We start from the raw sequence: 16,209 nt of genomic DNA, 5'->3' as shown, positions 1-16,209 counted from the left end.
CGAGAGACGTATGCAAACTGTTATCGCCGTCGCCACCGGAGGTGCGCTGGGCGCATTAGGAAGATATTGGATAGCAGGCCTTTTTAATAGCGTCCATGACCGTCTGCCTGTCGGGACGCTGATATGTAATGTCCTTGGCTCCTTTATCATGGGGGTGCTTTTTGTGCTCATCATGGAGAAAGCCAAGCTGGCTCCAGAGCTTCGTCCTCTGCTGATGGTGGGTTTTTTAGGCGCCTTCACAACCTTTTCCTCATTTGCGCTTGAAACTGCGGCGCTATTTGAGAAGGGACATATCATGTCAGCGTTAATCTATGTATTATTTAGCGTCTTATTATCGATCTCTGCTTTGATGGCAGGTATCTGGATCACCCGCCTGATTTAATTAAGGTTATTTGAAATCTCATGTTAGATACGAAAATTGTACGGGCTAACCCGGAAGCAGTTGCACAGCAGCTGGAGAAAAAGCACTTTGCGTTCCCTGTTGAGCGTTTCAACGAGTTAGAAGCTAAACGCCGTGAAGTGCAGGTAGAGACAGAAAACCTGCAAAATGAACGGAATACTCGTTCGAAAATGATCGGTAAGGCAAAGGCTTCGGGTGAAGATATCCAGCCACTACTAGCCGAAGTTGCATCACTGGGCGATAAGCTTGATGCGGCTAAGCAGCAGTTGAATGAAATTTCAGCAGAACTCGACGACATGCTGCTGGGTGTGCCGAATATCCCGGACGAGTCGGTACCTTTTGGGGAAGACGAAGACGACAACGTGGAAGTGCGCCAATGGGGCACGCCACGTAGCTTCGATTTTGAGCCGCAGGATCATGTTGCGCTTGGCGAACAGCACGGCGAGCTGGATTTTGAAACTGCAGCAAAACTTACAGGCTCACGTTTTGCGGTTATGACCGGTAAAATTGCGCGCCTGCACCGTGCACTTATTCAATTTATGCTCGACGTACAGACTACTGAGCATGGCTACACCGAAGCTTACGTACCTTACATGGTGAATGAAGACAGCCTGAAAGGCACAGGGCAGCTGCCAAAGTTTGGCGAAGATCTGTTTAAAGTTCCTTTTGGTGATCGTCAATACTACTTGATCCCAACGGCTGAAGTACCGGTGACGAACATTGTTCGCGACGAGATCGTCGATGTCGCAAAACTACCTCTGAAGTTTACCGCGCACACGCCATGTTTCCGCTCAGAAGCGGGTGCATCGGGTAAAGATACACGCGGTATGATTCGTCAGCATCAGTTTGAGAAAGTTGAAATGGTGCAGGTGGTTGAAGCCTCTCAGTCGTGGGCTGCACTTGAAGAGATGACAGGTCATGCAGAAGCGATTTTGCAGAAGTTAAACCTGCCGTATCGCGTTGTGGTGCTGTGCGGCGGTGACTTAGGTTTCAGCTCAGCAAAAACTTATGACATCGAAGTGTGGCTGCCAGGCCAAGATAAGTACCGCGAGATATCATCAATCTCTAACATGACGGATTTCCAAGCGCGCCGTTTGAAAGCGCGTGCACGTAATCCTGAAACAGGTAAGCCTGAACTGCTGCATACACTGAACGGCTCCGGTTTGGCGATTGGTCGTACACTAGTGGCGGTATTGGAGAACTATCAGCAAGCAGATGGCCGCATCGAAGTGCCAGAAGCGCTTCAGCCTTACATGGGCGGCGTGACTGAGATCTAAGCACTACTTTTACGTTAAAAAGCGCAGTTTTTACTGCGCTTTTTTGTTTCTGTAATGTGTAGTCTTGTAGTGCGCTGATCAATCAGGGCGGCGCTATCTATCTAGATTGCAACGAGGGCTGGCATTTCTGTTGGGAGGTTCAAGCAATATCTCCCCGTGTTTACGTGAATGCAACAGGCGCTTCTTCGTGCGTATTCGGCGTGGACCAAAGCCGTTATGAATCTTATACGTACCGATGTATCCCCAAGGTGCTTAGCTTGCTTCAAGGTAGGTGGTTTTGGGTGGGATCAACGAAAAACCAGCAAGCGCTATTCTAGTTTCTTAATGCTGTCAGGAGGTCTAAGAGTTTCGCGCGGTATTCTGGTTGCGAGCTGGCGTGAAAGTTGGCCTTTAAGCTGAAAGGGATGTGAAGCACTTAGATACATCACTTGAATAGCTTCTATCGAGATAGCACTGCATCTCCGAGGTCGATAGTAAACCTGTTAAGCGCTTCCATGTTTGGCGCTTATTGTTGGAGCTTGCGTCGTAAGGTTCGTAGCAGATCCAGCGCTCATGGTTGTTTGCGCTATGGCGGGATACGCAGATATGTTCATTGATGTTTTGTAGCATTGATTATGACTCCGTTGCTTATAATAACTGCTTCCTTGAAATAAATAGTGAAGAGCAAATCGGGTGGTTTTAACCCAGTACGAAAGGTAACACTAGTTGCATGCCTCTACCCAAGGGCAGAGTGAGGGAAGGTTTGGAGAGGTTTTACAGAGAGCGCAGATTTTCCGCGCTCGCTAGTCTATATCGCTTCTAAATAAAGCTTATAGTGGGCGGATGTTTTCCGCTTGTGGTCCTTTTTGGCCTTGAGTCACCGTGAACTCAACTGGCTGACCTTCTTGAAGGCTCTTGAAACCTTCGCCTGCAATTGCGCTGAAATGCGCAAATACGTCAGGGCCTGATTGTTGCTCGATAAAGCCAAAGCCTTTCTCGTCGTTAAACCATTTTACGGTGCCAGTTGTTGTATTAGACATAATAATTTTCCTATTTTCGGAAACAGTTGGGCCGCCCTATAAGAGTGGGCAGATGAATGCAGGAGTTTTAACTTTTACTTACGAAAACAGGACGAGTGATTCAGAAGAAGCGCCGAAATGAAAAGCATAAATAACTGAGAAAAGCATCTAGCGAGATGGCACCCTATAGTGATTAGGAGGTTAGGTCAAGCAGTTTCTTGCGCTTTTGCGGGGATTTATCGTAGCCGAGGCGTCGGTTTTGCATGCCTGCCCGCATGATATGGCTTAAACTGGGCGGCTTTAATCTGTTACGAATCGCAGGTACATGATGGAGCGCGTGCCGTATATTAGGCTCTCTGGTTTCTACTTTTTCTATTTTGCGCTGTTAGGGGCGCTGGTTCCCTATTGGTCGCTGTATTTACAGTCGCTCTCATTCGATGCAGCAACAATTGGCCTGGTGATGGCAACGCTGCATATTTCGCGTATTTTTGCGCCGGCGCTATGGGGGTGGGTGGCCGATCGAAGTGGCGAGCGGATGCGTATTATTCGCCTAGGCGCCGCAGCGACGTTCGTTATCTATTTGCTCATTTTTTGGCAGCAGAGTGCGGTGGGGATCGCACTAGTTATGCTGGGATATTCGTTTTTTTGGAATGCTGTGCTTCCTCAATTCGAGGTGGTCACATTAGGGCACCTTAAAGAACAGAAACACCGTTACAGCCAAGTCCGGCTGTGGGGCTCGATTGGATTTATTCTGGCAGTGGGTGGTATTGGCGTGGTGCTAGAGTATATCGACATCATCTGGCTGCCTGCGATCTTATTGTCTTTGATCGGACTGATTTGGCTAACCTCACTTGCTGTTCCCGAGCCGGAGCGGCCCGAGCGTCTCACGCAAGCGCCGGTGTCGTTACTATTACTGCTGCGCAAACCTCATATTGTTGCTTTTTTTGCCATCACGTTCTTTGTGCAGTTTTCACATGGGCCTTACTACACCTTCTACAGTGTGCTCTTAGAAGATGTTGGCTACAGTAAAACTGCGATTGGTTTGATGTGGTCGATTGGAGTTGTTGCAGAAGTCGCGGTCTTTGCCGTGATGCATCGACTTATAGATCGCTTTGGGCTGCGCCAAATTATGCTGATGAGTCTTGTGCTGTGTGTATTGCGGTGGGCGGTCATTGGCGCGAGTCCAGAATCGCTGGTGCTGCTCGTTACCGCACAATGTATGCATGCGGCCACATTCGGCTGCTTACACGCAGTTGGGATTGCGCTCGTAAATATTTATTTCACCGGTAACACGAAAGGGCGAGGGCAGGCGCTGTTCTCAAGTATTGGCTTTGGTTTGGGTGGTACAGCGGGGGCTTTGTTTGCAGGTTTTTTGTGGGAAGCCGGTGGGGTTGAGTTGACTTTCTATGCTGCATCTGCGGCTGCTTTATGTGGCTTAGTGCTTGCATTTGTCTGGATATGGCCGGAAAAAGCGCAGTAAGATACGTAATCGTGAGGCTATTTTATTTTTTGCACTGCCGTACACGAGGCGATATAGTGTAGGGAAAACGCAAGCTTTTAATTGGTCAGAGAGGTCCCGTTATGAACTTCCGAATCGATGTCGATATGACACCCGAAGAGCTGCGCAAAGTCTTGGGTTTGCCCGATGTGGCAGCGCTACAGGATGAGATGATCAAGCAGATCCGTGACCAGATGGAAGCGGGGGTAGAGGGCTACGATCCGTTGACATTAATGAAGCCATACATCTCCAGCAGTGTGGGTTCTATGGAAACATTCCAAAAAATGCTAATGACAATGATGAGTGGCTATGGCGGCTCAACAGGCAGTAAAACCGATAAAAAAGATTAACTAGCGGTTGAAAGTAGAGAGAGAGTTACCTTGCGCATTTTAAGAAAATATACCAACCGTCGTCTTTACGACACCTCCCGCAGTTGCTACGTCACGTTAGAAGACGTTAAGCAGTTGGTACTCAGTGGTGAAGCCTTTCAGGTACTAGACTCCAAAACAGGTAACGACCTGACGCGTAACATTCTATTGCAGATCATCAGTGAACAAGAAGCTGATGGTCATGGCACGTTGCTCACGAATCAAGTTCTGCAGCAGTTGATCCGCTTTTATGGTGACAGTATGCAGGGGATGATGAGCCAATACCTAGAGCAGAGCATCGCAGCCTTCCTAGAGCATCAAGACCGCATTCGTGACCAGATGCAAACGATGATGGGCGTAGCGAACCCGCTTACAATGATGAATAAGTTTGCCGATCAGAATATGGCGGTTTGGAGCATGTTCCAGCCGGGTGCGCATCCAGAAGGCGGTATGCCTCATGAAGAGGTACCGCCAACTGAGCGGCCTATCGAAGAAGAGAAGAAGTAATATAAGAGCCCCTCGTTTGGGGCTTTTTTATGGCGGCTCGGTTTTAGGTGCTCGTCAATTAACGTTTGCGTAAAGAAAAGCATACTTAACGCTGCTTGCAAGATTGCTAATATGAAGCTCTTTTGATTTTAATAAGAGTTGAGGTGATGTATGGCAGATAAGCGGCCCCAAGCGGTGGGCACTAAGCAGCTAGAAAACGAGCGCTTTATCGTAACGGAGTGGCGCTTTCCACCCGGTGGTGAGACTGGCTGGCACCGCCATGAACACGATTATGTTGTTGTGCCTCAAACCGACGGTAACCTAGAGATTGAAACCGCTGAAGGCGGCTTTGTTGCACCGTTAAAAACCGGCCAGTCCTATGCGCGTTCTATTGGTGTTGAGCATAATGTTATCAACGCCAACGACTACGAATTTGTCTTCATTGAAGTGGAAACAAAATAATACTTTTAATACGTATCATGTATTTAAAATATTATATGGTGCAGCTCAAGATCGAGCTGTGCCCTTATCTCAAGCAATGACCTCCCTGCTGAATTTCTCCTCTTTGCATTAATTGTATTAAGCTTGCGGCAAATCGTTTAGCTAGAGAGCCCCATGTCGCACCTTCAGTATTTTCGTCTTCGTATCAGTGGCTTGGTCCAAGGCGTGGGCTTTCGGCCCTTTGTCTGGCAAGTCGCTCAGCAGCTAAAAATCGCCGGAGAGGTTGGTAACGATGCGCAGGGTGTGTTTATCAATGCCTACTGTAATCGAGCTACGTTGGATCAGTTTATCGATCAGCTAAAGCGGGAGGAGCCACCGCTCGCTCGCATTGAAAGCGTTGCCATCGAGACGCTTCATGAGGCGATGGAGCCACCCACAAACTTCCACATCACTGAGTCAAAAAAAGGCGTGGTCAAACCGGGCTGTGTGCCTGACGCTGCCACCTGTGACGCGTGCCTAGAGGAGTTGTTTGACAGCGCTAACCGGCGGTTTCGCTACCCCTTTATCAACTGCACGCATTGCGGACCACGCATCAGTATTCTTCGCAAGATTCCCTATGATCGGGGCAGTACATCGATGTCGGTGTTTGAGCAGTGCTCTAGCTGCTTAACAGAGTACCAAGAGCCGACCAATCGGCGCTTCCATGCGCAACCTAACGCTTGTGCTGAGTGTGGGCCGCGTATGTGGGTTGAAAACAGCGGCGGTGAAGAGACCGTAACCGACGATCTATTTGCGTTTATCGCATCCCAACTGCGTGATGGAAAGATCGTCGCTCTAAAAGGACTAGGTGGATTTCATCTGGTGTGCGACGCCACCCATCACGGTGCACTTACGAGCTTACGCCAACGTAAAAATCGGCCTGCCAAACCTTTTGCGCTGATGGTGCGAGATACCGATATTGCTGCACGCTATGTATCGCTAGAGCCTGAAGCAGAAGCCTTGCTTAAATCGCCTGCAGCGCCGGTCGTGCTGTTGCCGTCACAAGGTGAGTCACTCCCTGAAGCGATCGCCCCTGGGCAAAACCAGCTTGGTATTATGTTGCCATACACCCCTCAGCACCACCTGCTATTAAGCGCTTTTGAGACCCCGCTGGTGATGACAAGTGGCAATCACTCGGGAGCACCACAAGCGATTACCAATGGTGTAGCACGCGCTACGCTATCTGAGATTGCAGACTTCTTTGTTATGCATGATCGAGAGATCGTTAACCGGATGGATGATTCAGTGCTGCGTTATCACAATGGCCGTGCATTCGCGATACGGCTAGCGCGGGGCTACGCGCCATTGCGGGTTTCTATGCCAGAGGGGTTTGCTGAGGCACCAGACCTAATTGCCCTTGGTGCAGAACTTAAATCCACGCTGTGCTTCATTCAGCAAGGCCAAGCGATATTGTCGCAACACTTAGGTGATCTTGAAGATGCGGAGACGTTCGATGCGTACCAGCACACCCATGACCTCTATCGTAACCTTTACCAGCACCCAAGTCAGCGTTATGTCATCGATCTTCACCCGCAATACCTTTCTACTCAGTTTGGAGAGTCCAAAGCGGATGGGGCGGTGCTTACTCATGTTCAGCACCATCATGCCCATATGGCAGCCTGTATGGCGGAAGCGGGTATTGCTCGTACCCGACGCGATATTCTCGGGCTCTGCTTTGACGGTACCGGTTTTGGAACGGATGAAACCTTATGGGGAGCGGAAGCCTTGTACGGTGGATATGCGAGTGTGTCACGGGTAGGCACCTTGGCGTCTTTTCCGTTGGTAGGCGGTGCGCAGGCGATTCGTGAACCGTGGCGGGCGCTGGTAGGTCAGCTTCACAGTGCGGGCCTGCTGGCGCGGTTTAAAACGCTTCCATGCTTTGAAGACAAGCCGCTCCGCGTGCTGGAGCAGATGATCAGTAAACAGCTCAATACACCGCTAACCAGCTCAGCAGGGCGGTTGTTTGATGCGGTGGCGGCGGTGCTTGGATGTAGCGCTGATCGCATTAGTTATGAGGGGCAGGCCGCCATCGAGTTAGAAGCGTTCGCGCAAAGAGCGACCGCGGATTCTGCACCACGATACTCATTTGCGCTCAGTGAGCAGGATGGGCTTTATCAATTATCGACAAAACCTATGTGGGAAGCGCTATTGCTAGACCTCTGCAACCAGCGCTACACCGCAGAGCAAATCGCGTTGGGATTCCATAACAGCTTTGCTGATGCGTGGATAGAGCTTGTTGAGCAGGTCGCCGCACGAAACCCCATTGGCGCAGTTGCTTTGAGTGGGGGCGTGATGCAAAACCGTGTGCTTGCTGACAGGCTCTCCGCCCAGTTACAGCGTAAAGGGTTTAGTGTTTTAGAGCATCAAACGTTACCTGCAAATGATGCGGGTGTATCGGTTGGCCAAGCGTTCGTTGCAGCTGCCCAATACTTGGAAAACTGAGTGGAAACTGGCTTTGCGCTTTTGGCGAAACTGGAATGCTAGTTTACGCTTTCGTATTAAAGTTGATTTTAGAATTTCTTTTAACTTATTGAAAAATAACAAATTATTTTTTGGCTTGCTTCTTGCTAATACAGTGTCTGATACCTACAACAAAAATAGACACTGTGTTGAGAGCGGCCGGTCGTACCGAGTTTTGATCTGAACACAGTTGCTCAGTGGCAAGAGATAACGGAGAGCAGAATGTCTCAGATTGAAACCTTTTATGACGTGATGCGGCGTCAAGGGATTACCAGACGTAGTTTCCTCAAATATTGCAGTTTGACCGCAGCAGCCTTGGGGCTTGGCCCGGCGTTTGCGCCTAAAATCGCCCATGCGATGGAGAATAAAGAGCGCACGCCTGTACTGTGGTTACATGGGCTGGAGTGTACCTGTTGCTCCGAGTCTTTTATTCGTTCTGCTCACCCGCTCGTTAAAGATGTAGTGTTGTCGATGATCTCTCTTGATTACGACGATACCTTGATGGCATCTGCTGGGCATCAAGCTGAAGCGATCCTCGAAGAGACCATTCAGAAATACAAAGGTAAGTATATTCTTGCCGTTGAGGGCAACCCACCGCTTAACGAAGATGGCATGTTTTGTATTGTCGGCGGTAAACCTTTCCTCGATCAGCTAAAACACGCCGCTAAAGATGCGGCAGCGATCATCGCTTGGGGCTCATGTGCATCGTGGGGCTGTGTGCAAGCGGCGCGTCCTAACCCAACGCAAGCGGTACCTATCCATAAAGTGATCACGGATAAGCCTATTATTAAGGTGCCTGGTTGCCCGCCAATCGCTGAGGTGATGACCGGTGTTATTACCTACATGCTGACCTTTGACAAGCTTCCAGAACTTGACCGCCAAGGCCGCCCGAAGATGTTCTACAGCCAGCGTATTCACGATAAGTGCTACCGCCGTCCACACTTTGATGCGGGCCAATTTGTCGAGCAATGGGACGATGAAGGTGCCCGCAAAGGTTATTGCTTGTACAAAGTTGGCTGTAAAGGCCCTACAACCTACAACGCTTGCTCCACAGTGCGCTGGAACGAGGGCACATCATTCCCTATTCAAGCAGGTCACGGCTGTATCGGCTGCTCAGAAGATGGCTTCTGGGATAAAGGATCTTTCTATGACCGCCTCACCGATATCCATCAGTTTGGTATTGAGAAAAATGCGGATGAGATCGGCACAGCTGTTGCCGGTGGTGTCGGTGCAGCGATTGCGGCTCACGCGGCTGTTAGTGCAATTAAGCGGGCTCAGTACAAAGGAGATCAAGAGTAATGACCGAGCTAAATGCAAACCAACTAGATAACAGCGGCCGTCGTATCGTTGTTGACCCTGTTACTCGTATTGAGGGGCATATGCGTTGCGAGGTCAATGTGGATGAAAACAACATCATCCGCAATGCTGTCTCGACCGGTACGATGTGGCGCGGCCTCGAAGTGATTCTTAAGGGGCGTGACCCGCGCGATGCTTGGGCGTTTGTTGAGCGTATCTGTGGCGTGTGCACAGGGACTCACGCACTAACATCGGTCCGAGCGGTTGAGGATGCACTTGATATCCAGATCCCGCTGAATGCGCATCTTATTCGCCATATGATGGATAAAACGCTGCAGATCCATGACCACATCGTGCATTTCTACCACCTCCATGCGCTGGATTGGGTCAACCCGGTTAATGCGCTCAAAGCGGATCCGGTAGAGACGTCTGAACTACAAAAAATGGTCTCGCCGCACCACCCAAAATCGAGCCCGGGCTACTTCAAAGATGTGCAAACGCGCTTGAAGAAGTTTGTTGAGTCTGGCCAGTTGGGTCTGTTCGCTAACGGCTACTGGGATAACCCCGCCTATAAAATGCCCCCGGCGGCGGATTTGATGGCGGTAGCGCACTACTTGGAAGCACTGGATTTCCAGAAAGAGATTGTCAAAATCCATGCGATCTTCGGAGGTAAGAACCCGCACCCGAACTATATGGTGGGCGGTATGCCGTGTGCGATCAATCTTGACGATACGGGAGCGTCTGGTGCGCCGGTGAACATGGTAACGCTGAACTTTGTGTTAGAGCGTATCCGTGAAGCGCAAGCCTTCACTAAGAATGTTTATCTGCCAGATGTGATGGCCATTGCAAGCATCTACAAAGACTGGCTATACGGGGGTGGCTTGGCTGCTGAAAACCTCCTCTCTTATGGTACCTACACTAAAGTGCCTTACGATAAGTCCACCGACCTATTGCCCGCTGGTGCAATCATTGGGGGTAACTGGGATGAGATCCACCCAGTGGATGTGCGCGACCCAGAGCAGGTGCAAGAGTTTGTCGATCACTCCTGGTATCGCTATGAAGAGGGCAAAACCGGCCTGCACCCATGGGACGGTGAAACATCGCCAAGCTTTGAGCTGGGGCCAAACACGGTCGGTACCAAAACCGATATCAAAGAGCTGGATGAATCTGCTAAATACAGCTGGATTAAAGCGCCACGCTGGCGTGGACATGCGATGGAGGTGGGGCCGTTGCCACGCTACATCATCGCGTATGCATCTGGCCGTGAGTATGTAAAAGAGCAGGTTGATCGTTCATTGGCGAGCTTCAACCAAGCTACGGGTCATGAGCTGACCCTGAAGCAGTTCCTGCCCTCGACATTGGGCCGTACACTGGCCCGCGCACTCGAGTGTGAGCTTTGCGCTGACTCCATGTTGGATGATTGGCACCAGTTGGTGGGTAACATCAAAGCCGGTGATACCTCAACAGCGAACGTCGAAAAGTGGGATCCTGCGAACTGGCCGAAAGAGGCGAAGGGTGTGGGCATCAACGAAGCTCCACGTGGCGCACTGGGCCACTGGATCAAGATCAAAGATGGCAAGATCGAGAACTATCAGGCGGTGGTGCCAACTACGTGGAATGGTTCGCCTCGTGATAGCCAAGGCAACATCGGTGCCTTCGAAGCCTCGCTGCTCAATACGCCGATGGAGCGCCCTGATGAGCCGGTCGAGATTCTACGTACTTTGCACAGCTTCGATCCATGCCTTGCGTGCTCAACACACGTCATGTCTGAGGATGGCCAAGAGCTAACCAAAGTGAAAATTCGCTAACCCGTTGGGCGCGCGTTAAAGGCGTGCGCCTCGCTATTCAGAGGATATCGTTATGCATGATTCTGCAGAGCAAACAACGGCAGAGCACGATAAGCCGATTACGCGCCGGCAAACGGCAGTGTATGTGTATGAAGCACCGGTTCGCTTGTGGCATTGGGTGACCGTACTTTCGGTGATCACGCTAGGCATTACCGGCTACTTTATCGGGGTGCCGCTGCCCACCATGCCGGGCGAAGCTATAGACAACTACCTGATGGGCTACATTCGTTTTGCGCACTTTACCGCTGGGTATATCGTTGCAATCGCGTTTATTGGCCGCATCTATTGGGCGCTGGTGGGCAATAGCCATGCCCGTGAGCTATTTTGTCCGCCCCTGTTTCGCAAGCGCTTTTGGCAAGAAGTTGGGCACGAGCTACGTTGGTACTTCTTCCTTGAGAAAACACCAAAGAAATATATCGGCCATAACCCTTTGGCGCAGCTGGCGATGTTCTTCTTCTTTGTGTTAGGTATGACCTTTATGATCATTACCGGCTTTGCGCTCTATGGCGAAGGGTTAGGACAGGGGAGTTGGGCAGATATCGCGTTTGGTTGGGTGATTCCGCTCTTCGGCCAAAGCCAAGACGTACATACATGGCACCGATTAGGCATGTGGTTCTTAATTGTCTTTGTGATGACCCATGTTTATGTGGCGATTCGCGAAGATATTATGTCGCGCCAATCGTTAATCTCGACGATGGTTGGTGGCTGGCGAATGTTTAAAGACGATCGCCCCGACTGATCGGTATAGCGAAAAGAGCCTGATATTCAGGCTCTTTTTATGAGTATCAAGGAGAGGCTTTGTGAACACACTCACGGCTGAGTTGAACCAACTACGCTGGCAACATCATGGCCGTAAACCAGAGCATCCGGGGCTATTCTTGCAGCGCTGCTACTTAACCCCGTTGGGGATCTCCCAATCAGAACTCGCCCGTGATCTGCACATCTCCCGCCGCCGCGTTAACGAAATTGTCAACGGCCAACGCGCAATCAGTGCGCAAACTGCACTACTGCTGGCACAGCGTTTTCAAACCACGCCAATGTTCTGGCTTGAAAAGCAGCAACTGTGGGAGTTGTATATAGCGTCACATGGTGTGCGCTAACGCTATTAGCACACCGAACGTACAGACAATAGGAGCGTTATTTAAAATTACAGAGAGGCTTCGTTTCTAGTTCTCTAAGTAAGCTAAGTTACTGAAACTGACTACTCAATCTGTGTTTTAATTTCTTAGCTGCTGCAACCGGCATAACTTGGCTAATGAGAAATACCGACAGCGCCATGTAGGCAACGCCCAGTGAGAATAGAGCGATAAGGTGAGTGATCGTTATGGTATTTGAAGGAAAGGTTAAATTAACCTGTGTTGGCAGTATCATTAATACAAGTCCCGCGACAGAAAGAAGAATTCCAACAAGCAGGTTAAACCAGAAATTAACGCTATCGAGTTTCGATATTGTTACTTCAATTTCCCCTTCTTTTAGACTTAAGTGAGGCAGCGCCCTTTTAAAGTACTTAAATGGTAGCTCTCCTTCCATCGATCGATGCAATAAGATCATCGCTTCCCTGAGCTCTCTTTCCGCACCGATGCCGGTAGCAACTTTAAACTGTTCATTGGCAAGCTCTTCAATCAAGTATTCTTTAGTGACTCCTTTTGCAGATTGGCACTCAATCGCCTCCAGAAGCTTTCTTACTCTGGCTTTATTTCTGTTCTCAATGATTAGAATGATCTTCTCATAGTTAACTATTAAAGAGATCAGGATAATTAAAATCGTGAGAACAAATTCTCCATTTTTAAGGCTGTCGATAATCGTTTCTAAAGTTGCGCTCATTGTTAGGGCCTTCTATAAATGCTTTCCATGCTGCACGAGCTTATGTTGCTTGTTTAACTGGCGAGTTAACAGGTAAAAGTATCTATTCATCATCAAAGCATCAAGGTGATAGGATTTGCGATCTTTTTAAGGCATGTATTTTTAATCCCCCTAGCTTTACACAAAAATTAGCGTTACCTTCGGCGTTTTCTTTTAAGCGAAGTGATATTGATGTCTAAACAGCCCGCCACTGAGCAGATCGCAGAAACCGCCCAGCAGATGTTAGAGGGCTCCTTGCACTACCTTGTGGGTGCCTATCGGATAGCGATGCTACGAGAGGAGGTAGGTGCTTACACGAATGACCCGGATTTTATGCCGTTTGTTGCGATTCTCTTGGAAATTGACAGCCTTAATTTATCACTCGCTCCTACACAGTGGTCGCAAACCTTTATTGCGGCGCATAGAGAGCAGCTTGACGAGTCTGTTGAATGGGCGAAGGCGATTTCGCTGCACCAGTGCCAATCGTTAGCGGTGCGCTTTGCATCGTAGCGTGTTGCACTTTTAGGGGTGGTAATTTTGTTTCCAGTAAAAGCGGAATAAATGAAAGAAATCTTTCCGTTTTTACGCTGATATCTTTTCTCGATTCTACCTGTCTTTTTGCTGTAACCCTTGTGGTTACAGAGTTTCTGCATCGTTCCTTTCGATTGGCACGTTATTTGTAACGTTAGGTGTTACAGCAACGGTTGGTTGTAACGGAAGGGTAAAGCGATGAGTGAAAAACGCGTTCTAATTTTGGGTATCGGTAACGTGCTATGGGCCGACGAAGGCTTTGGTGTGCGTTGTGTGGAGACCCTGAATCAACGCTACCGTTTTGGCGAGAACGTCAAACTCATGGATGGTGGCACGCAAGGTATCTACTTAGTTCAGCATGTGCAGCAAGCGGATGTACTCGTAGTGTTCGATGCGATCGACTATGGCCTTAAACCCGGAACACTGAAAGTGGTTCACGATGATGATGTCCCCAAGTTTATGGGTGCAAAGCAGATGAGCCTGCACCAGACCGGTTTCCAAGAGGTGCTGGCGATGTCCGAATTCACGGGTAGCTACCCCAGCAAGCTGATCTTGATCGGTTGTCAGCCGGTAGAGCTAGAAGATTTTGGTGGCAGTTTGCGCGATATCGTCAAGGCGCAAGTGGACCCTGCGCTGCAAATTGCACTCGATTACCTTGCTGACTTTGATGTTGCGCCGCTCTCAGCCAACGAGGCACCAGAGGCGCTATCGCCCTCGGAGCTGGCATTAAAGATCTATGAAGAGGGCCGCCCATCTGAGGAAGACGCTTGTCGCTTAGGTGATGTGCGCTTCATGACCACACAAGAGGGTAACAACTAGCATGTGCATCGGCATTCCTATGCAGATTCAAGCCGTTGATGAGCTCTCTGCACGTTGCACAGCAGATGCTACCGAGCAGCAGGTTGATCTATCACTGGTGGGCATACAGCCTGTGGGTACTTGGGTGCTGGTGTTTCTTGGCGCAGCGCGCGAAGTGATTAGCGCTGATCGTGCGCAGCAAGTGACGCAAGCGCTCGATGCAATGCAACAAGTTGCCCAAGGTAACACCGATGGATTAGATGCACTCTTTGCGGACCTAACCAATAGAGAACCAATGCTCCCCGAGCATCTGCGCAAAAAATAGAATAATTTCGAGCGGACACAACAGGTAGACGCCATGACCCAACACACCGAACCGAAACGTTTTCCGCTCATCGAGCGGCTAACCGATGAGCTAGGCTATGCCAAACTCACTGCCGACAACTTTAAGGCATTTGTTACGAGCCACGAATACAGCGTGCTCTTTTTCACAGAGTCGCCGCAACGCTTTCCAGAGAGCAACGATGTCGCAGTCATTCTGCCGGAACTTATCAAGGCCTTTCCCCAGTTAACACCTGCGGTGATTGATGCGAGCGCCGAAAAAGCCCTGCAGGGGCGTTACAACTTCCATGTTTGGCCTGCATTAGTGCTGCTTAAAGAAGGGCGCTACCTAGGTGCGATCACCAAGGTACAGGACTGGGCGGTCTACCATGCCGAGATCAACCGAATTCTCGCACTTGAACCGAGCCGTGACCCCGGTTTAGGTATCCCTGTGATGAGTCAAGCGCCTACCAGCGGCTGCAGTTAACCAAGGAGTTTACGATGCAAAACCCAGATATTCCTCTGCTTAACGTCAACGTACCTTTCGGCCCTGGTAGTCAAGAAGAGGGCGATATGGTGCTGGACTACATGCAGATGCCTTCTGAGATGCACACCTACGATATGCCGGTGCTGCCCGAAGCTGAAGCGGTGGCAGAGTGCCCGCAAACCGTTGCGATACTTGCGCGCTTACAAGAGATGCTTAGCCAATACAAAGTGGGTAACAAACCTTACGAAATGGTACTTAGCGAGCTGCCCGATAAAGACTTGGATATGCTCAACCAAATTTTGGGCGAAGGTGAAGTGGCCGCGGTGGTTAGCGGCACGACGCAGGTGATGATCCAAGAAACGGTGATGGCGGGTGTGTGGCGTTTGCGCTACCAGAATGCCCAAGAAGACACCTTACGCGAGACACTCGAAGTGGCCGATGTGCCCGATATCGTGCGCAAGCTGGCATTTTTTAACAAACGTATCTTAACGGTGAACATTGATGAGCGCCCAGCGAGTGTCTTGAATGCGCCTTCGGTGATGGTTGAGATCGCCGAAAAGTCCCGCTTATTTGAGGTCGGTGAGCTAGAGAGCGCCCATGTGATCAATCTCTCGTTGTTGCCCTTCTCGCCAGAGGATCATCAGTATCTTAACGATGCCATTGGCGTTGGCGCGGTGACGATCTTATCCCGTGGTTATGGTAACTGCCGTATCAGCTCCACTCAAATCAATGGCTTATGGCGTGTACAGTACTTTAATAGTACCGACCAGCTCATTCTGGACACGCTGGAGATTACCGATATTCCGCAAGTTGCATGTGCCGCTCAAGAGGATGTCGAAGACTCCACCGAGCGCCTACATGAAATCCGCACAGTGCTGACCTAAGGAGCACCACCATGCAAGAACACACGCAGTTTGAGGGTAGTTTTTTAGGCGATGCTAGCCGGATTGGCGATGATGCTGTTTTAGAGTGCAAGATCTGCTGGTACCAATACCATCCTGAACAGGGCGATGGGGTTTGGCAGATTCCCGCAGGAACGCCCTTCAGCCAGCTTCCCGAGTTCTGGCGTTGCCCAGAATGCGATGGCGAGAAAGACCAATTCATGGTTGTAGATAGCTAA

20 protein-coding genes are annotated in these 16,209 nt (G+C 50.0%); 17 read left to right on the top strand and 3 right to left on the bottom strand.

The window, feature by feature from the left end; all coding sequences use genetic code 11:
• Nucleotides 1–10 precede the first annotated feature (10 nt).
• Together crcB and serS are read left to right on the top strand one after the other, a co-directional pair.
• Entirely contained in the window at nucleotides 11–382 is a 372-nt protein-coding gene (gene crcB / locus E4L36_RS01380; RefSeq protein WP_136678672.1) for a fluoride efflux transporter CrcB, read from the top strand.
• Nucleotides 383–402: 20 nt separating this feature from the next.
• Nucleotides 403–1,677, top strand: a complete 1,275-nt coding sequence (gene serS, locus E4L36_RS01375) for a serine--tRNA ligase (protein ID WP_136678671.1) — start codon at nucleotides 403–405, stop codon at nucleotides 1,675–1,677.
• A 390-nt stretch (nucleotides 1,678–2,067) separates the two neighbouring features.
• Here the strand turns inward: serS and E4L36_RS01370 are convergent, their stop codons facing one another.
• Nucleotides 2,068–2,286 carry a hypothetical protein gene (locus E4L36_RS01370; RefSeq protein WP_136678670.1) on the bottom strand — a complete coding sequence of 73 codons (219 nt, stop codon included), beginning with the start codon at nucleotides 2,284–2,286 and terminating at the stop codon, nucleotides 2,068–2,070.
• 200 nt (nucleotides 2,287–2,486) lie between these two features.
• Entirely contained in the window at nucleotides 2,487–2,696 is a 210-nt protein-coding gene (locus E4L36_RS01365; protein ID WP_127693092.1) for a cold-shock protein, read from the bottom strand.
• Between the two features lie 307 nt (nucleotides 2,697–3,003).
• Here E4L36_RS01365 and E4L36_RS01360 point away from each other — a divergent pair, with 307 nt between their 5' ends.
• From E4L36_RS01360 to E4L36_RS01320, 9 genes are all read left to right on the top strand, one after another.
• Nucleotides 3,004–4,155, top strand: a complete 1,152-nt coding sequence (locus tag E4L36_RS01360) for an MFS transporter (RefSeq protein ID WP_240770666.1) — start codon at nucleotides 3,004–3,006, stop codon at nucleotides 4,153–4,155.
• A 101-nt stretch (nucleotides 4,156–4,256) separates the two neighbouring features.
• On the top strand, nucleotides 4,257–4,523 hold the full coding sequence (locus E4L36_RS01355; RefSeq protein WP_127693094.1) for a DUF6489 family protein: 267 nt from the start codon (nucleotides 4,257–4,259) through the stop codon (nucleotides 4,521–4,523).
• 30 nt (nucleotides 4,524–4,553) lie between these two features.
• Nucleotides 4,554–5,048, top strand: coding sequence for a polyhydroxyalkanoate synthesis repressor PhaR (gene phaR / locus E4L36_RS01350; protein ID WP_240770653.1), 495 nt, complete (start codon nucleotides 4,554–4,556; stop codon nucleotides 5,046–5,048).
• Between the two features lie 150 nt (nucleotides 5,049–5,198).
• The gene (locus tag E4L36_RS01345) at nucleotides 5,199–5,489 is read left to right on the top strand and encodes a cupin domain-containing protein (protein WP_127693095.1); all 291 of its coding nucleotides are present in this window, start codon (nucleotides 5,199–5,201) and stop codon (nucleotides 5,487–5,489) included.
• A 153-nt stretch (nucleotides 5,490–5,642) separates the two neighbouring features.
• Nucleotides 5,643–7,949, top strand: coding sequence for a carbamoyltransferase HypF (hypF, locus tag E4L36_RS01340; RefSeq protein ID WP_136678668.1), 2,307 nt, complete (start codon nucleotides 5,643–5,645; stop codon nucleotides 7,947–7,949).
• Nucleotides 7,950–8,189: 240 nt separating this feature from the next.
• Nucleotides 8,190–9,266, top strand: a complete 1,077-nt coding sequence (locus E4L36_RS01335; protein WP_136678667.1) for a hydrogenase small subunit — start codon at nucleotides 8,190–8,192, stop codon at nucleotides 9,264–9,266.
• A complete protein-coding gene (locus tag E4L36_RS01330) occupies nucleotides 9,266–11,071 on the top strand; it encodes a nickel-dependent hydrogenase large subunit (protein WP_136678666.1) in 1,806 nt (601 codons plus the stop codon). The genes E4L36_RS01335 and E4L36_RS01330 overlap by 1 nt, the downstream gene beginning before the upstream one ends.
• Nucleotides 11,072–11,123: 52 nt before the next feature.
• A complete protein-coding gene (cybH, locus tag E4L36_RS01325) occupies nucleotides 11,124–11,849 on the top strand; it encodes a Ni/Fe-hydrogenase, b-type cytochrome subunit (protein WP_136678665.1) in 726 nt (241 codons plus the stop codon).
• Between the two features lie 61 nt (nucleotides 11,850–11,910).
• A complete protein-coding gene (locus E4L36_RS01320) occupies nucleotides 11,911–12,210 on the top strand; it encodes a HigA family addiction module antitoxin (protein WP_206064476.1) in 300 nt (99 codons plus the stop codon).
• Between the two features lie 88 nt (nucleotides 12,211–12,298).
• Here E4L36_RS01320 and E4L36_RS01315 read toward each other — a convergent pair whose 3' ends face one another.
• The gene (locus tag E4L36_RS01315; RefSeq protein WP_136678664.1) at nucleotides 12,299–12,934 is read right to left on the bottom strand and encodes a hypothetical protein; all 636 of its coding nucleotides are present in this window, start codon (nucleotides 12,932–12,934) and stop codon (nucleotides 12,299–12,301) included.
• 210 nt (nucleotides 12,935–13,144) lie between these two features.
• Between E4L36_RS01315 and E4L36_RS01310 the strand changes: the two genes are divergently transcribed.
• From E4L36_RS01310 to E4L36_RS01285, 6 genes are all read left to right on the top strand, one after another.
• Entirely contained in the window at nucleotides 13,145–13,462 is a 318-nt protein-coding gene (locus E4L36_RS01310) for a DUF2489 domain-containing protein (protein WP_136678663.1), read from the top strand.
• Between the two features lie 219 nt (nucleotides 13,463–13,681).
• The gene (locus E4L36_RS01305) at nucleotides 13,682–14,302 is read left to right on the top strand and encodes a HyaD/HybD family hydrogenase maturation endopeptidase (RefSeq protein ID WP_136678662.1); all 621 of its coding nucleotides are present in this window, start codon (nucleotides 13,682–13,684) and stop codon (nucleotides 14,300–14,302) included.
• Between the two features lies 1 nt (nucleotide 14,303).
• Nucleotides 14,304–14,606 carry a HypC/HybG/HupF family hydrogenase formation chaperone gene (hypC, locus tag E4L36_RS01300; protein WP_136678661.1) on the top strand — a complete coding sequence of 101 codons (303 nt, stop codon included), beginning with the start codon at nucleotides 14,304–14,306 and terminating at the stop codon, nucleotides 14,604–14,606.
• 33 nt (nucleotides 14,607–14,639) lie between these two features.
• The gene (locus tag E4L36_RS01295) at nucleotides 14,640–15,089 is read left to right on the top strand and encodes a hypothetical protein (RefSeq protein ID WP_136678660.1); all 450 of its coding nucleotides are present in this window, start codon (nucleotides 14,640–14,642) and stop codon (nucleotides 15,087–15,089) included.
• Between the two features lie 14 nt (nucleotides 15,090–15,103).
• Entirely contained in the window at nucleotides 15,104–15,973 is an 870-nt protein-coding gene (locus E4L36_RS01290; RefSeq protein ID WP_136678659.1) for a hydrogenase expression/formation protein, read from the top strand.
• Between the two features lie 11 nt (nucleotides 15,974–15,984).
• The gene (locus tag E4L36_RS01285; RefSeq protein ID WP_127693105.1) at nucleotides 15,985–16,209 is read left to right on the top strand and encodes a rubredoxin; all 225 of its coding nucleotides are present in this window, start codon (nucleotides 15,985–15,987) and stop codon (nucleotides 16,207–16,209) included.

It is taken from the genome of Neptunomonas sp. XY-337, from assembly GCF_004959845.1.
In the GTDB taxonomy this organism is placed as follows: Bacteria; Pseudomonadota; Gammaproteobacteria; order Pseudomonadales; family Balneatricaceae; genus Neptunomonas; species Neptunomonas marina.
The sequence above is the reverse complement of the archived record's forward strand: the minus strand, read 5'-3'. Positions and strand labels throughout refer to the sequence as shown.

What these genes read in the sequence shown, in the direction of transcription:
- crcB (WP_136678672.1), top strand. Translation starts at nt 11, where the DNA reads ATGCAAACTGTTATCGCCGTCGCCACCGGAGGTGCGCTGGGCGCATTA.
- serS (WP_136678671.1), top strand. Translation starts at nt 403, where the DNA reads ATGTTAGATACGAAAATTGTACGGGCTAACCCGGAAGCAGTTGCACAG.
- E4L36_RS01370 (WP_136678670.1), bottom strand. Translation starts at nt 2,286, where the DNA reads ATGCTACAAAACATCAATGAACATATCTGCGTATCCCGCCATAGCGCA.
- E4L36_RS01365 (WP_127693092.1), bottom strand. Translation starts at nt 2,696, where the DNA reads ATGTCTAATACAACAACTGGCACCGTAAAATGGTTTAACGACGAGAAA.
- E4L36_RS01360 (WP_240770666.1), top strand. Translation starts at nt 3,004, where the DNA reads ATGGAGCGCGTGCCGTATATTAGGCTCTCTGGTTTCTACTTTTTCTAT.
- E4L36_RS01355 (WP_127693094.1), top strand. Translation starts at nt 4,257, where the DNA reads ATGAACTTCCGAATCGATGTCGATATGACACCCGAAGAGCTGCGCAAA.
- E4L36_RS01345 (WP_127693095.1), top strand. Translation starts at nt 5,199, where the DNA reads ATGGCAGATAAGCGGCCCCAAGCGGTGGGCACTAAGCAGCTAGAAAAC.
- hypF (WP_136678668.1), top strand. Translation starts at nt 5,643, where the DNA reads ATGTCGCACCTTCAGTATTTTCGTCTTCGTATCAGTGGCTTGGTCCAA.
- E4L36_RS01335 (WP_136678667.1), top strand. Translation starts at nt 8,190, where the DNA reads ATGTCTCAGATTGAAACCTTTTATGACGTGATGCGGCGTCAAGGGATT.
- E4L36_RS01330 (WP_136678666.1), top strand. Translation starts at nt 9,266, where the DNA reads ATGACCGAGCTAAATGCAAACCAACTAGATAACAGCGGCCGTCGTATC.
- cybH (WP_136678665.1), top strand. Translation starts at nt 11,124, where the DNA reads ATGCATGATTCTGCAGAGCAAACAACGGCAGAGCACGATAAGCCGATT.
- E4L36_RS01315 (WP_136678664.1), bottom strand. Translation starts at nt 12,934, where the DNA reads ATGAGCGCAACTTTAGAAACGATTATCGACAGCCTTAAAAATGGAGAA.
- E4L36_RS01310 (WP_136678663.1), top strand. Translation starts at nt 13,145, where the DNA reads ATGTCTAAACAGCCCGCCACTGAGCAGATCGCAGAAACCGCCCAGCAG.
- E4L36_RS01305 (WP_136678662.1), top strand. Translation starts at nt 13,682, where the DNA reads ATGAGTGAAAAACGCGTTCTAATTTTGGGTATCGGTAACGTGCTATGG.
- hypC (WP_136678661.1), top strand. Translation starts at nt 14,304, where the DNA reads ATGTGCATCGGCATTCCTATGCAGATTCAAGCCGTTGATGAGCTCTCT.
- E4L36_RS01295 (WP_136678660.1), top strand. Translation starts at nt 14,640, where the DNA reads ATGACCCAACACACCGAACCGAAACGTTTTCCGCTCATCGAGCGGCTA.
- E4L36_RS01290 (WP_136678659.1), top strand. Translation starts at nt 15,104, where the DNA reads ATGCAAAACCCAGATATTCCTCTGCTTAACGTCAACGTACCTTTCGGC.
- E4L36_RS01285 (WP_127693105.1), top strand. Translation starts at nt 15,985, where the DNA reads ATGCAAGAACACACGCAGTTTGAGGGTAGTTTTTTAGGCGATGCTAGC.